Source organism: Nostoc sp. DSM 114159 (genome assembly GCF_053470285.1).
Window position 1 is genome coordinate 599,614 of sequence record NZ_JBPFEH010000001.1, and the last position, 14,261, is coordinate 613,874.

A 14,261-nucleotide genomic window follows, 5' to 3' on the forward strand; every position below is an offset into this window, starting at 1 on the left:
CTAGGGATAGCCAAGCACTTCTTTTTTATATAGCCATGTCTTTACCTAAAACTGTCAAAAAAGATAAAATTCTCGTTGTCGATGATATTTTTGACAATCTGCTGGTCTTAGAAGCAGTCCTAGAAGATGAGGACTATGAAATTAGCTTGGTAGAAGATAGTAAGATTGCTCTGGCTATGGTTGAAGAGTCACCGCCAGACATAATTCTCTTAGATGTGATGATGCCAGAGCTAGATGGCTATGAATTCACTCGGCGCATCCGACAGAATCAGGCGCTGCCATTTATCCCGATTCTGCTGCTCACGGCTCACTATGAGTCTAGCGTAGTTGAAGGACTAGACGCTGGTGCAGATGACTTCATTCGCAAACCATTCGATCCTGATGAACTCCATGCAAGGGTGCGATCGCTCCTGCGCCTCAAGCATAGTATCGACGAACGAGATCAGATGGCGAACCTCCGTGCAGATTTTGTCTCCCGTTTTACTCACGACTTACGCATTCCCCTAGTAGCTTCTAACCGCGTATTAAAATTATTGCTGGAAGGCAGGTTTTGCGATGTTTCGCCACAATTGCAAGAAATAATTAATACCATGATTGGCAGCAACCAAGACCTGCTGGAAATGGTAAATACCTTGTTAGAAGTTTATCGTCATGAAGCGGGCTGTAAAACCTTAAAAATTTCTCCCTGCAATATTCAGGAATTAGTTAGTGAAGTTTGCCAAGAATTAACTCCTTTAGCTGAAGAAAAAGGATTAGCTGTAAACATCGATCTAAGTGAAACTGCAAGCACCATTATGGGCGATATCGCTTAGAACTGCGGCGAGTTTTGACAAATATTATCGGCAATGCGATCAAATTTACAGACAAAGGCTCTGTAAATATTCACTGTTATCTGACTCCGATAGCTGTGAATATTGATATCCAAGATACAGGGCCAGGAATTTCTAAACCAGATCAGGCAATATTATTCGAGCGATTTCGTCAAGGAAAACACCAACGTTCTGGTAGTGGCTTGGGATTATATCTTTCTCGCTGTATTATCGAAGCACATCAAGGCACAATCGATGTGACATCTGAACCAGGCAAGGGTAGTACATTTACTATCCGCCTACCTTTAGCTGACGAAAACTAAAAGTAGGCGACAAAAAATTATTACCCTAATAACGCTGTTAGTACAGTAAGCTAATGCGCCTACATATTGCACTTTCCGTTAAGACCGTCATTAGTCATTAGTCATTAGTCATTTGTGTTTACCAAGGACAAATGACAAAGGACAAATGACAAAGGACAAATGACAAAAGACAAAGGACAAAGGACAACCCTCACCAATTGATGTGCTTTTCTTTTTGGGTAACAGCTTAGTATAAGTCGAGTTACCTTGTGATGTTGGGATGTCTGTTAAAAGATAGGTAAATAGAATATTAATTATGAATTAGCACCTTTGAAAAAATCAGTAATAGATTGAGAAAATGTTTTGCGATCGTTATTTTCAAAATGGCTGAAAATCTTAGGTAAAAAACAGAGTGAATAAAGGGAGAAGGTTCAGTAAATAATTATTTAACTTAAACCTTCTTCCTAAATAAAATTTCACCTATTACATTACCATCAAAATCTAACTACTTGAACAAATTGTTACAGCGAGGAAAATCTCTATCACGCTGTACTATTCTAAAGTCTTTTTAACTTCATCTTTGATATTCTCAGCAGTGTGACGGACTTGGGCTTCAGCTTGTTTAGCTTTACCTTCAGCTTTATCTTTAGGATCGCCAGTTACTTCGCCAATTGCTTCTTGTACTTTTCCTTCGACGTTTTTAGCAAAAGCTTTTGCTTTATCTTCGATACTCATCTTTTTTGCTCCTAAAGTGGGTTAAGTGTTGATTATTTCTTGCTTGCTTGAAAAGCGCTGCAATATCTATAGATTACTTTTAAATAACTTTTGCTTCTTCTATCTGACGATGTTTTTATGACAAATATTTGTGTCCATTGTACATAGTTATTGAACCTTGAAAATCATCTTTGGAAATTCACCTAATATCCAAAAGAGGGAAAGGTATCATTATATTGTTCTATCTTTAGACAAAATCATTTATAACTTCAGGTAGATAGTGATGTTGATAACCCGCAACTTGGCTTATTACCACTGGATATGGTAAATATGTCAACAGAGTGCGGAGGCTTTCAAATTGGTGGTAGATAGTGCAGTATTAGCGAGTCCGTGTACTCAATTCTGGATAAATGAGAGGAGATGCTTAAAAATACTTTCGTCTTTAATCACTAAATGAGGTTAGTTAAATGTCTGAACTTACGGATGAACTTCAATATATTTTGAATTGGTTAAAATCTACCAATCATGATTTCTTTGATTGTTACAATCCAGGTTTAACTCGCCAGCAGATTGACGAAATTACAAAGGATTTACCATTCCGCTTATCCGAAGAAGTATACGAACTTTATCAATGGCGTAATGGAACCGCCGATTTTGGTTATAACAATGGCTATCTACCACTCTATTTTTTGTTTCCTGAGCAATTAAGAGCCGATATCATTTGTTCTTTTTGTTCCTTGCAAAATTCAGTTTATATTTACAAAAGTATAGGGGAAGCAACTAACTACGATGATGCATATTGGAAGCAAGAATGGTTTCCTATTGCTGCGTATGAGACCAAAAGAATGCTTTATGTAGTTGGCGATCTCGATCCATCTCCGGTTTATCTTTGGGATGTTGGTTGCCTTGAGGATTCAGTAAGAATATATAAAAATATTATCAGTATGATATCTGTAATTGCAGAGTGTTGTGAGTTTGGTTTATATCAACTCATACCAGATGAAGATGGAGAGGAAGATGACATGATAATCCGAATAGATGAAGAAAAGCTAGAACTTGAAAAAGAAATATATCGAAAATATAACTCATAATTACAGTTAAGAAAAATTGTAGGTTGGGTTAAGCAAAGCGCAACCCAACAAAGTCCTGCAAATGTTGGGTTTCGTTCCTCAACCCAACAAAGTCGTGCAAATGTTGGGTTTCGTTCCTCAACCCAACCTACGTAGTTTAAGGTTTTTGGGGTTAACGCAAGCGTATTGAGTTATATATTAGTCACATCTTTCTTAATAGTCACTTATTAACTTGCAATTCGCTGTATATTGCTTCTGCAACTCTGAGTAATTAAACAAGTACTAGAAATAACTGACACTAAAAATAGTGGAAATTTCAGTAAATACTTTAGGAGCAGTAACTTGCAGAATAAGGATTTTGTCACAAAAATTAGCAGAAATCAACATAATTTCTCAGGTTTTAACTGAAGAATAATTTAGCTAGTGCAAGAAGGCATAGATAAGTCTCAGCAGCGACTTTGAAGTACCTAATAGAACTTGTGACTAATTTCTGCTCAAAGACAGCAGGAACAATTATCCACGTTTATTTCTAGCTTCTCACTTGTAGTATTTATGAAGATATTTATGCAATCAAATTCTAGTACTCAACCAACTGCCAACTCCCAATATATAGACTACAAAATGCCAACTGATTCGTCTGTTAACATTTTCATCGGATATTCTATCTTGATTCCAATGATTGTGTTTGTCGGGTTTAATATCTATAAGAAATACCGGACTGCTGTTTTTTGCCGACAAGTTGCTTATTTAGAGAAACTGTGGCATTTGAATATTAAAAAAGAGCTTGAAGAAAAATAATAATGAAGTGCTTATTTCTAGTTTGGGTGCTTATATTCTCTTTAGTCGCTCCTAGTGCGGCGATATCTGACAACAAGCCGCTTCTCGACGAGAGCCTACACCAACACGTCTACACTGAATTAAAACAGCCATACAACTTAATATCTGGACTTGGTACAATCCACCATCCAGTTTCTACTTCTAATCCCCAAGCCCAAAAGTTTTTCGATCAGGGATTAAATTTAATTTACGCTTTCAATCATGATGAGGCAGTGCGTTCTTTTCAATACGCTGCCAAACTCGATCCGCATTTAGCGATCGCATATTGGGGTGTTGCTTTAGCCTTGGGGCCCAATATTAATTCAGAAATAGACCCCAATCGGGAATTAGCTGCTTACCAAGCAGTACAGCAAGCTTTGGCCCTTTCTACCCAAGCTTCCACCCCAGAACGAGACTACATTAACGCCTTAGCAAAACGTTACTCTCAAGATGCCGATGCTGATTTGTATCAACTAGCAGTAGATTACGCCAAAGCAATGGGAAACCTAGTCAAGCGCTATCCTGATGATTTGGATGCAGCGACACTTTACGCTGAAAGCTTGATGGATCTGCATCCTTGGCAGCACTGGACTAAAGATGGTAAGCCACAGCCAGATACAGAAGAAATTGTGGCTGTTTTAGAATCAGTTCTCAAACGTAACCCGAATCATGCAGGAGCTAATCATTACTATATTCATGCAGTAGAAGCCTCACCTTCTCCAGAACGGGCCCTTGTCAGTGCTAACCGACTCGGAACTCTAGCGCCAGCAGCAGGACACTTGGTACACATGCCAAGTCATATTTATTTTCGTGTGGGAGATTATCAAGGGGCAATGCAGGCAAACAAGCTGGCGATTGCTCAAGATGATATTTACATCAAAAAATATCAAGTCCAGGGCACTTACCCCATGATGTATTACAACCACAACGTACATTTCCTCATGGTGGCTAGCAGCATGGCAGGAAGATATGAAGATGCTCTGAAATCCGCAGATAAATTAGTTGCAAATGCTACTGCAATTGACCCCTATGCACCAATGCTTGAGGGATTCCTCGGCAGCAAAATGCTGATTCAGACACGCTTTAGTGATTGGGATGCGATCTTCAAAACTCCTGCTCCTGAAGCTAAATTGCCCACTACCTCTGCACTTTGGCATTTTGCTCGCGGTATGGCAAGCGCAGCCACAGGCAAACTTGAAGATGCAGCAAGTGAAAGTCGGGCATTACTGGCTGCCAAACAGGGAATTTCCACTAAAGCAACCATTGGATTCAGTCCAGCCAGTACTATTTTAGACATTGCCTCAAAAGTTCTAGACGCTAAAATTGCCAGAAAAAAGCATGATTATGAATCTGCCATCCAATTGCTAGAAAAAGCAGTAGTAGCAGAAGATGCCCTTAATTACGTGGAACCACCAGACTGGTACTTTCCGACGCGGGAATCTTTGGGTGCTGTGCTTTTGGCTAAGGGTGATTATAGAGAAGCTGAGAAAGTCTTTCGTGCCGATTTAAAAAAATATCCCCATAATGGACGTTCTTTATTTGGCTTGCAGGCAACTTTGCAGGCACTAGGCAAAGATGAGGCCGCTCAACTTGTTAAAGCTGAATTGGAGACAGCGTGGAAAGGTGATGTTCGGCAACTTAAGATTGCAACTTTGGTTAATTAGCCGAACATGATGTTACCAAGAAGGGGAAAAGGGGAAAGGGGAAGGTGGGACCCCCTCTGGGGATAAGGCTACGGTGTACACACAAGTTTGCCCAGAGCGAGCTTCCAGCCAAAAAAGGTGGATTCAAATTGCTCAAGTCCGCGGCTCAAAGTAGTAATACCGGGAGGTTTTTGGGATTTGTAACCAGACCAACCACCAAGCCGAGCGATAATCCAAGTCGCCCAAGCAAGAGTTGAAGGAGGATAGGGATTTTGTTGCAGTCGAGTTGGGGATAAGGGGAGGGGGGAAGGGAAGAAGGAAAAACTTTTACATCATGAACAAAAAAGAAGATTTTACCCGCCACGTAGTGCGATAAAAATTGCCGACTCGATATCTGAAACCCCTGTTTTGAAATATGGGGTTCCCTTTCCCTTTTCCCCCTTGCCCTTTCCCCCTCTTTTTCATGCCACTTACTCTCCTTTTCCAAAAAAAGAGGCTAGCGCCAAAGAAAAAGACTCGCGATGCTTGCTGGTATAAGCATCGCAGTTGCTTTTATAGCAGGTTTTCCCAAAGAATACAAGTCACAATAGTTTTATATTTGTTGCCTGACTTTGCCTTTCGTATTAAAATCTTGAAGTAATGCTTCATGGTGAATGCAGTCAAACGTTCAATTCGGATATTCAAAGATGCGCCCCTGCATGTCTGATTTTCTATATCACCCTACAGAATTTATCTTATTCCATTTCCAACCCCTTTTTGCGGTGGATTGTACTTAGGGTATGTGGGGGCGGGCGATCGCTTAGGTGCGATCGCATCACTAGTTAACTATCTAGTGGGTGCAAAGAGTTGGCTCGTATGTCATCCTAGATTTATGAGAGTTAATTTAGTGATGTCTTTGGTTTTAGTATTGAAAGGCTTTTTCCTTTTAGTATTTACAGACTTCTGAGAGAAATTAAAATCTCTACACAGTGATGATTTTGGAGAGAATCGATGTCAATTTATGTAGGTAACCTCTCTTATGACGTTACACAAGAAGATTTAAGTGGTATTTTTGCAGAATATGGTACTGTAAAGCGCGTTCAAGTACCTACTGACCGTGAAACAGGTCGTCCGCGCGGCTTTGCTTTTGTGGAAATGGGAACTGAAGCTGAAGAAACTGCTGCCATTGAAGCTCTCGACGGTGCTGAGTGGATGGGTCGTGACTTGAAAGTTAACAAAGCTAAACCCAAGGAAGACAGAGGTGATAGAGGTTCCTTTGGTGGTAACAGAGGAGGATACGGCAACCGCGGCGGTGGCAGTGGCGGACGGTACTAACCTTGGAAACAAAAACTTACCAAGAGTCTTAAGGTCAGACAAACAAGAGTCTGTCTTTTTTTTGTAATGTTACCGCCTGCATAGCCATTGATGAAGTCAACTTAGTAGGAGAAATAATGACCCAAGTAATTGTAGGTGACAATGAACACATTGAGTCAGCTTTACGACGATTTAAACGAGAAGTTTCCAAGGCGGGAATTTTTCCAGACATGAGAAAGCATCGTCATTTTGAAACACCCTTAGAAAAACGCAAGCGCAAAGAAGTTGCCAAGCACAGACAAAGTAAGAGAAGTTTTCGTAATTAAGGGCTGAGATACAGCAGAATTCAGTGAGTCAGAAGTCAAACAGGCTTTATACCTTGCTTTGAGACGCAAGCTTGTGTACTTCACCTTCCTTGAAATTCGTTGTAAATATGAATGAATTCCCTCATAGAATCTATGGGGGTTTTCCTTTTATCTATTTTCAAATCAGGAAACCTAAAGAAACGCTAAAATCAAGTCAGCCTTTGTATTGTAGCGGTTGTGTCCCACATCACTCAGAGTGCGGTTCACTGCATAAATCCTGATTGTCAACGTCCTTATCCTCAGCCTTGGGGAAACAAATTTTGCAACAGCTGTGGCGCACCGCTAGAGTTGTTAGACCGCTATGTTCCACTTCAGTCCTTGGGATCGGGAGGATTTGCTCAAATCTACACAGTTTGGGATGAAAAAACTCAAACAGAGAAAGTGTTGAAAGTATTGGTAGAAGATTCGCCGAAGGCACTGGAGTTATTTACCCAAGAGGCGGCGGTTTTATCCGGTTTGCACCATCCAGGTGTCCCCAGAGTCGATGCCGAAGGATATTTTCAGATACAACTGTTTAACCCCAAACCGCACCAACTCCCTTGTCTGGTAATGGAAAAAATCAATGGGCAGACTTTAGAGGAGATATTAAAAAACTTTCCCCAAGGGTGTCCAGAGAATTTGGTTTTAAATTGGTTTGCCCAAGCAGTGCAGATTTTACAAGAATTACACAAACGTCAGATTCTTCACCGAGATATCAAACCTTCTAATTTAATGCTGGGTACTTCGTCATCTGTAACCCCGTCTCCAGGGCAAGCAGAAGGCGATCGCTTGGTGTTAATTGATTTTGGTGGAGCGAAACAATTTAGTGCCTCTAAGGTGCGTTCTGTGTCCAGTTCCACGCGATTATTTTCTTCTGGCTACAGTCCACCAGAACAAGTGACTGGAGGTATTGTTGGACCAAGTGCCGATTTTTATGCTCTTGGTCGAACGGTGATTGAACTACTAACAGGCAAATACCCGCTAGAGTTGGAAGATCGGCAAACGGGTAAATTGCGCTGGCGAACTGTGGTGAATGTCAACCCGCAACTAGCAGATTTGCTGGATGAGATGGTGCAGGAGGATGTGCGATCGCGTCCAGCCAATGCAGCTATAATTCAAAAACGTTTGGCGAAGATTTCTCAACCATTACCGCCACCAGGGTTATTTGCTCAACTGCAAGACAAGATAAAGCTTGCCTCAACGCAAGTTTCCCAGAGATTTACACTGATAACACAAGCTATTGAACAAGTTTTAGTTAACTTTAGCCTAGCTGTCACCAAAACCGTTATTTTTATCGCTCAGACAATCATCAAAATTTTCCGAGCTTGTTTGGCGACGATTTGGGCGATGATCCTGAGTACTATCGGCGCTTGTTTTGGTGCGATCGCCGGTTTTATTTTGGCCTATCGCACCAGCTTGGGGCCTCAGGTTGTGGAATTGATTGGGAGTCAGCTAAATCAATTAGTACCAAATACTCAACCCGTCTTCGGGGCAGATATTTTGGTATTCGTCGCCGCAGGCTGGGGAACCGCGTGGGGATTAACAGTATCCGGGTGTTTTGGTCAACGGCGGCGGTTTTTAGTGGCTTCCCTGATGGGCATGATTAGCTATGGCTTTGGCTGGTTGATTTTGCAATTAATCACCCCAAAAGATAGCGGCGAGGGCTTAGTAGCTGTGATTTTAGTAGCAGTTTGCCTACTCACCTTGAGTTTAGGACTTCGCAGCCATCATGTAGTGTACGCTGTGTTCGCGGCCTTTGGCAGTGCGATCGGTTATGCAGTTTTGATTCTTTTGAATTTAGCACCCCCAATTTTCCAATTTGCCAGTCAACCAGCTTGGTCAGCATTAAAGTTACCTCTGACTTTTTTTGGCTCTGTAGGCTTCTTTATCAGCTTCTGGTTAGGAGTGAGTTATTACCTAATTGTTCCTGGACTGCGCTTTTTAGGATGGCGGTGAAGAAGGCAGGGGAGCAGGGGGGCAGGGGGCAGGGGGCAGAGGAGCAGGGGGCAGGGAGCAGAGGAGCAAGGGAAGAATTAATAACCAATGCCCAATGCCCCATTCTCAATGCCCCATTCTCAATGCCCCATTCCCAATGCCCAAAAACAAGATCCCCCTAGTCGTATTTTTCATCGAGCTAGGGGGATCACATATTTGGTAGTCTATAATTGGTTCGGTATAGTTCCTTACGATTTGATTCTATAGCCTATATTTCCGTTTGAGTAGTGTTACTACTATAATTTATAGTATTTTTACAGCTTCTTAATCAATGCTTCATCCCTGTACTTCCTTAGAGAAGCGGTATATGTAAGGATGACAGTACGTGATGTTCGTAACTTGTCATTTTTGTAAATATCAGTAAAAAATATGAAACTTAAGATTATTGCCAGCGTCTCCCTGTTAGCTTGTTTAGGGTTTGCAGAGCAGGCTCTTGCATTAAATCAGCTAGACTTGGATCAGTTGAAGGCAACAAGTGCCTGTCCTCGGTGTAATTTGAGTGGCGCTGACCTCACTAGGCTGAATCTAACTGGAGCAAATTTGCGAGGGGCTGACTTGAGCGGCGCTACATTATCTCAAGCTAATCTCACAAATGCCGATCTCACCGGTGCAAATTTAGAAGGTGCGATTCTGAATTCGGCGAATCTCAATGGTGCTTCTTTAACTGGAGCAAATTTAAAATCAGCATCCCTGGAAAATGCCGATCTGTCTTTTGCCGGTTTTATCAGCGCCAATTTAGAAGCAGCAAACTTAAAAGATGCCATATTGCAATTTACTAATTTTCGAGGGGCTAACTACCGACTAACAACTCTGGCTAATGGTGTCGTTACCTCCGACAAACCCTATGGCTGGTCGTTAGAGCGTCAAAATCCCAGAGAATGTAACGAGTTTAAACCCGAAAATACTCGAGGCACAACCTGCTATTCAAAATAAACTGGGGCATTGGGCATTGGGAATGGGGCGTTAGGAGTGCTGAGTTAGGAGTTAAGAGTTAGGAGTTAGGAGTTAGGAGTTTTGTTTATCTCCTTGTCCCCTTGTCCCCTTACTCCCTCATCTCCCGGTTGGTGAGCGCAGTCGAACCACATCCCCCTGCTCTCTGCCCCCTGCTCCCTGCTCCCCTGCCTCCCTTATCCTTGTATAGCAAAAGCATTTTGTTTGTTAACAGTTCTTTATCATGGGAAAAAAGCCTAGCCTATAGATTAATTAAATCGATGCTTACCCATATAAAAGACTTAGCAGCAAAACTAGCGCCCCGCTTAATTGAAATTCGCCGCCATATCCACTCTCATCCAGAACTCAGTGGGCAAGAGTACCAAACAGCAGCCTTTGTTGCTGGTGTTTTGTCTTCCAGTGGACTGCACGTACAAGAAGGAGTTGGTAAAACGGGCGTGATTGGAGAACTTCAAGGCACTGGCCAAAATGACCGTTTATTGGCAATTCGCACTGATATGGATGCCTTGCCAATTCAAGAGGGTACTAATTTAGAATATGCCTCTCGTACAGATGGGATTATGCACGCTTGCGGTCACGATGTTCATACTACTGTAGGGTTAGGAACGGCAATGGTGCTGTCCCAAATGACTGAGGAATTAGGTGGGAAAGTGCGGTTTTTATTTCAGCCAGCCGAGGAAATTGCTCAAGGGGCAAGCTGGATGGTGAAAGATGGGGCGATGGAAAATGTCTCAGCTTTATTAGGGGTTCATGTTTTCCCTTCTATACCCGCAGGTTCTATTGGCGTGCGTTACGGGGCATTAACAGCCGCCGCTGATGATTTAGAGATTCTGATTATGGGAGAATCTGGACACGGGGCGCGTCCCCATGAGGCGATTGATGCGATTTGGATTGCTTGCCAAGTGATTACGGCACTGCAACAAGCTATCAGCCGGACACAAAATCCTTTGCGTCCTGTAGTATTGAGTATCGGGAAGATTAATGGTGGCAGAGCGCCGAATATAATTGCTGATAAAGTGCAATTATTGGGAACAGTGCGATCGCTCCATCCCGTAACCCGTGCCCATCTCCCAAACTGGATTGAAAACATTGTATCTAATGTTTGCCATACCTACGGAGCAAAGTATCAAGTCAATTATCGCCAAGGTGTACCCAGCGTCCAAAATGATTACGCCCTGACGCAATTGTTACAATCAGCCGCAGAAGAAGCTTGGAGTAGCGATCGCGTTCAAGTACTACCCGAACCTTCCCTTGGTGCTGAAGATTTTTCTATATATTTGGAACACGTCCCCGGTTCTATGTTTCGCTTGGGTGTCGGCTACAAAGAAAGAATCATAAATCACCCTTTACACCATCCCCAATTTGAAGTCGATGAATCTGCAATTATCACCGGGGTTGTAACTATGGCATACACCGCTTATAAATACTGTCAGCAACATTTGTAAACAAAAACTCCCAGCAGATAAACGCTGGGAGTTTTTGTTTAATTAACCTTTTTTAGCGGATATAGAATGCTTTTAAGCATTCTACGCATTGGATTCGCTAACAACGCCTAATTTTTCTTGAATTTTGGTCTTAGCGGCTTTGAATTCAGTAGCCAGTTGCTCGCTTTCATCGCTGCTCAAGTTGTTACGAATAGCAGCAAACATTGTGCTTTCTTCTTGACGAATATGGTCGCCAACAGCTTCCATCAGCTGTCTAACTCGATCTTTGAATTCAGATGAAGAAGGACTAATACCCTTAATTTGGTCTAACACTTGCTTCATTTCAGCTTGTTCGTCAAACAATTCTTGGGTGTTATCTTGACCGTAGAAAGGACGTACTCGTGGGTAAACTACTTCCTCTTCAGCTTCAGCGTGAGCATTTAAATCCTTATAAATTTGACCGAAGTACTCTTGGATCTTTTGTGGATCGTTGCTTTGCAGTAGTTCGGTGAATAAGGTATTTACCTTGTTGTGATCGAGGCGGATAACATCTTGGATATTTAGATCCTTTTTGTCACTGTTTTGGGTGACAGCACTACCAACTACACCACTGACTGCGGCCATAGCGTCTTGAACACGTGCCCAAATTCCTTGATCTGCATCTTGTCCGGTGAGTTCGCGGACACCCAGAATTTCCAGAATGCCTTTGAGTTGCTCTTGGTGGGCGCGGTTCTCAAAGTTAATGGTATTTAATGGCCCGATCGCTAGCAACACATCAGCGCCAACTTTTTGAGCAGCTTTGTGAACTATCAAGCCACTCATTACTATTTGATGTTTCAGCAATTCATGCTGAGAGACTTTCTCATACAGGCTTAACTCAGAACCTTTGAACAATTCGCGAGCTTTTTCAATGAATTGTGTAACATTTTGTTTGGGTTCAGCCTGAATCCCATATTGACCAATTACGGTTTCCAGAACACCAAGGTTTTTTTCATCATCATTTATAAAATTTCGGATGCGATCGGCAATTTCAGCATCAAGCCCTTGCGTCAAAAGCGATTGTTCATTTTCGATGACCAATTGTTGCAGAGCTTTTAGACTTGCAAGTTTTACAGCAATAGCATTGCGTTTCGTATCATCTAAAGTAGTAACCATCCGTGTTCTCCTCGGCAAAGTGTTCGTAATTCTTACTTGATATAACCTTGACACAGAGGTTAGGGGGATTCCATCTTTCTTTTGAGCGATCGCGCTCGCAACTCTGGGTAGATAAATAAAACTTTTCCTTAGAGAAAATTGAAGCGATCGCTTCAATTTTTGATTGCCATTAAATTAAGCAGTTTAGTATGACATTCAAATTGAATAAATTACCTATTTGAAAGCAATTTATATCTTTAGAATGACAATTAAGATCGAAAAAACTACTTCTTATTCAAGAGGGCAAAATCGTAACCAGTCCCACTAGAGCAAGACTCGCAACGCTCAATTTTGACAAGCATTGCTTCTCCTTGACGCTCCCCGGATGCCGAAAACTGAATCATTCCGGTTGCACCAGATGTTGAAAAATTGGGATTAGACAATACCCTTTGTAATCCTTCGCGGGTACTATCTTTTTTTAAACCAGCAATAATTGCTTGGAGTGCATCATAAGCTCCTGCTGTTCTCTGATTTACTTGTGCATTCCAAAGTTGAAAGGCATTTTTTGCAAAGGGGTTATCTTTATTAGCATCACGATGCCAATACACAGGTAATACCATTCCTTCGAGATCCTTGCCATTTTGCAAAGTTGTAGCACTGTACATAGTTTCAGATGCAAACAGTGGCTTTCTACCTTTAACTTCTTGTGCTACTTTGGTGGCAAAGTATATATTTCTGATTGAAGGCATTAGTAAAAAGCCACTTGCATTTTCTGTTTCTATGGCTTTATCTACAAAAGCTTTCGGGTCAAAATTCTTATCTGCTAAATTGCAAGGCGTACTAATAACGTTGCTGCCATAATTTTTGATAGCTTGAGTGTACTTTTCTACGAGTATCTGATTTGATGAAGAGGTTGGATTATCTCTTGAATTACGAACATCGCCACAAATAGCAATATTCCTTGCTTGTCGAGCAATGTAGCGAGAATGAGTATCTACTAAATTATCATATAAGGGATTTACGTGAAATAAGTAGTTATTTGTGGAACTATTAGGCTGACTATTTAATGTATTATTATTTAACTTTCCTGGATTTTCTGCTTGATTTGGTAGCTCGACGGGTAAGACTAAAACCAAACCTTTCTCTTTATATATTTCTGCGTTACGTCTAACGCCCACAGCAGCTACAAGGCTTTGATCTTCAACTAATTCATTATCTAGCCGTGCAGAATCTTCTCTATTATCAGCACTTGCAATTACAATTTGCAATTTTTTACCATTAATTCCTCCTTGGGTATTAACTTCATTTTGAGCTTGAGCTACACCGCGTAAAATCTCTTCTGCTAAACTAGGATCGAAGTTAATTGGTGCGACGATCGCAACTTTTATAGCTAATGAATTATCTCGCGCTATTTTGGCATTATTTAAATAAATTAAAGTTTCTGGGTCGTTGCGATTATTTTTCAGAGAATCAGTAAACTTTTTAACGGCAGTACTGTAATCTTTTTCAGCAAAAGCTTTAACTCCATCTGTCTTTTCAGGCGATGTTTGCACTTTCACCAAAATCCTTGTACCCAAATTCATTAATGACGACTTATTTGTAAATGAAGATGAAGTTTGTGTGGGGTTTGATGGTGTTGTTACGATAGTAGAAGATACTTTGTTAATTAACCATAAAATAGCTGCTACCATTACCCCAGCCAGACCCAAAGAAATAAGTAGTCTCAAGTTTTCTTTTTTATTTATCATGAATAATTACCAATCTTT

Annotated in this window: 11 protein-coding genes and 2 pseudogenes; 9 read left to right on the forward strand and 4 right to left on the reverse strand. The window is 41.3% G+C overall.

Annotation, left to right across the window (positions count from 1 at the left end):
• The first annotated feature begins 35 nt into the window (after positions 1 to 35).
• Positions 36 to 1,132 (forward strand): annotated as a pseudogene (locus tag ACR5KR_RS02375) (hybrid sensor histidine kinase/response regulator).
• Positions 1,133 to 1,663: 531 nt separating this feature from the next.
• Here the strand turns inward: ACR5KR_RS02375 and ACR5KR_RS02380 are convergent.
• The gene (locus ACR5KR_RS02380) at positions 1,664 to 1,846 is read right to left on the reverse strand and encodes a CsbD family protein (RefSeq protein ID WP_289796540.1); all 183 of its coding nucleotides are present in this window, start codon (positions 1,844 to 1,846) and stop codon (positions 1,664 to 1,666) included.
• Between the two features lie 446 nt (positions 1,847 to 2,292).
• Here ACR5KR_RS02380 and ACR5KR_RS02385 point away from each other — a divergent pair, with 446 nt between their 5' ends.
• The 3 genes from ACR5KR_RS02385 to ACR5KR_RS02395 all read left to right on the forward strand — a co-directional run bounded on the left by ACR5KR_RS02385 (position 2,293) and on the right by ACR5KR_RS02395 (position 5,375).
• Positions 2,293 to 2,916 (forward strand): SMI1/KNR4 family protein, encoded by a 624-nt coding sequence (locus ACR5KR_RS02385; RefSeq protein WP_448265309.1) that lies wholly within the window; start codon positions 2,293 to 2,295, stop codon positions 2,914 to 2,916.
• Positions 2,917 to 3,459: 543 nt separating this feature from the next.
• On the forward strand, positions 3,460 to 3,693 hold the full coding sequence (locus ACR5KR_RS02390) for a hypothetical protein (protein WP_448265311.1): 234 nt from the start codon (positions 3,460 to 3,462) through the stop codon (positions 3,691 to 3,693).
• A gap of 2 nt (positions 3,694 to 3,695) precedes the next feature.
• Positions 3,696 to 5,375: a tetratricopeptide repeat protein gene (locus ACR5KR_RS02395; protein ID WP_448265312.1), complete on the forward strand. Its 1,680-nt coding sequence runs from the start codon at positions 3,696 to 3,698 to the stop codon at positions 5,373 to 5,375.
• A 68-nt stretch (positions 5,376 to 5,443) separates the two neighbouring features.
• On the opposite strand, the pseudogene ACR5KR_RS02400 reads toward ACR5KR_RS02395, so the two are convergent.
• Positions 5,444 to 5,641 (reverse strand): annotated as a pseudogene (locus tag ACR5KR_RS02400) (IS4-like element ISSysp3 family transposase); the annotation flags it as partial.
• Between the two features lie 703 nt (positions 5,642 to 6,344).
• Between ACR5KR_RS02400 and ACR5KR_RS02405 the strand changes: the two are divergent.
• From ACR5KR_RS02405 to ACR5KR_RS02425, 5 genes are all read left to right on the forward strand, one after another.
• Positions 6,345 to 6,668: an RNA recognition motif domain-containing protein gene (locus ACR5KR_RS02405; RefSeq protein ID WP_445627927.1), complete on the forward strand. Its 324-nt coding sequence runs from the start codon at positions 6,345 to 6,347 to the stop codon at positions 6,666 to 6,668.
• A gap of 116 nt (positions 6,669 to 6,784) precedes the next feature.
• Positions 6,785 to 6,973, forward strand: a complete 189-nt coding sequence (gene rpsU / locus ACR5KR_RS02410; protein ID WP_012407716.1) for a 30S ribosomal protein S21 — start codon at positions 6,785 to 6,787, stop codon at positions 6,971 to 6,973.
• Between the two features lie 216 nt (positions 6,974 to 7,189).
• Positions 7,190 to 8,947 carry a serine/threonine protein kinase gene (locus tag ACR5KR_RS02415; RefSeq protein WP_448265313.1) on the forward strand — a complete coding sequence of 586 codons (1,758 nt, stop codon included), beginning with the start codon at positions 7,190 to 7,192 and terminating at the stop codon, positions 8,945 to 8,947.
• Positions 8,948 to 9,355: 408 nt separating this feature from the next.
• Positions 9,356 to 9,919: a pentapeptide repeat-containing protein gene (locus ACR5KR_RS02420; RefSeq protein ID WP_445627925.1), complete on the forward strand. Its 564-nt coding sequence runs from the start codon at positions 9,356 to 9,358 to the stop codon at positions 9,917 to 9,919.
• A 278-nt stretch (positions 9,920 to 10,197) separates the two neighbouring features.
• Positions 10,198 to 11,382 carry a M20 family metallopeptidase gene (locus tag ACR5KR_RS02425; protein ID WP_445627924.1) on the forward strand — a complete coding sequence of 395 codons (1,185 nt, stop codon included), beginning with the start codon at positions 10,198 to 10,200 and terminating at the stop codon, positions 11,380 to 11,382.
• 81 nt (positions 11,383 to 11,463) lie between these two features.
• Here the strand turns inward: ACR5KR_RS02425 and ACR5KR_RS02430 are convergent, their stop codons facing one another.
• Both ACR5KR_RS02430 and ACR5KR_RS02435 read right to left on the reverse strand, forming a co-directional pair.
• Positions 11,464 to 12,516 (reverse strand): hemerythrin domain-containing protein, encoded by a 1,053-nt coding sequence (locus ACR5KR_RS02430; RefSeq protein WP_448265314.1) that lies wholly within the window; start codon positions 12,514 to 12,516, stop codon positions 11,464 to 11,466.
• A 263-nt stretch (positions 12,517 to 12,779) separates the two neighbouring features.
• Positions 12,780 to 14,243 (reverse strand): ABC transporter substrate-binding protein, encoded by a 1,464-nt coding sequence (locus ACR5KR_RS02435; protein WP_448265315.1) that lies wholly within the window; start codon positions 14,241 to 14,243, stop codon positions 12,780 to 12,782.
• Positions 14,244 to 14,261 lie beyond the last annotated feature (18 nt).

Bases quoted from the DNA above. Each gene is read 5' to 3' on its own strand.
- rpsU (WP_012407716.1), top strand. From the start codon at position 6,785: ATGACCCAAGTAATTGTAGGTGACAATGAACACATTGAGTCAGCTTTA.
- ACR5KR_RS02435 (WP_448265315.1), bottom strand. From the start codon at position 14,243: ATGATAAATAAAAAAGAAAACTTGAGACTACTTATTTCTTTGGGTCTG.
- ACR5KR_RS02395 (WP_448265312.1), top strand. From the start codon at position 3,696: ATGAAGTGCTTATTTCTAGTTTGGGTGCTTATATTCTCTTTAGTCGCT.
- ACR5KR_RS02425 (WP_445627924.1), top strand. From the start codon at position 10,198: ATGCTTACCCATATAAAAGACTTAGCAGCAAAACTAGCGCCCCGCTTA.
- ACR5KR_RS02380 (WP_289796540.1), bottom strand. From the start codon at position 1,846: ATGAGTATCGAAGATAAAGCAAAAGCTTTTGCTAAAAACGTCGAAGGA.
- ACR5KR_RS02430 (WP_448265314.1), bottom strand. From the start codon at position 12,516: ATGGTTACTACTTTAGATGATACGAAACGCAATGCTATTGCTGTAAAA.
- ACR5KR_RS02420 (WP_445627925.1), top strand. From the start codon at position 9,356: ATGAAACTTAAGATTATTGCCAGCGTCTCCCTGTTAGCTTGTTTAGGG.
- ACR5KR_RS02405 (WP_445627927.1), top strand. From the start codon at position 6,345: ATGTCAATTTATGTAGGTAACCTCTCTTATGACGTTACACAAGAAGAT.
- ACR5KR_RS02390 (WP_448265311.1), top strand. From the start codon at position 3,460: ATGCAATCAAATTCTAGTACTCAACCAACTGCCAACTCCCAATATATA.
- ACR5KR_RS02385 (WP_448265309.1), top strand. From the start codon at position 2,293: ATGTCTGAACTTACGGATGAACTTCAATATATTTTGAATTGGTTAAAA.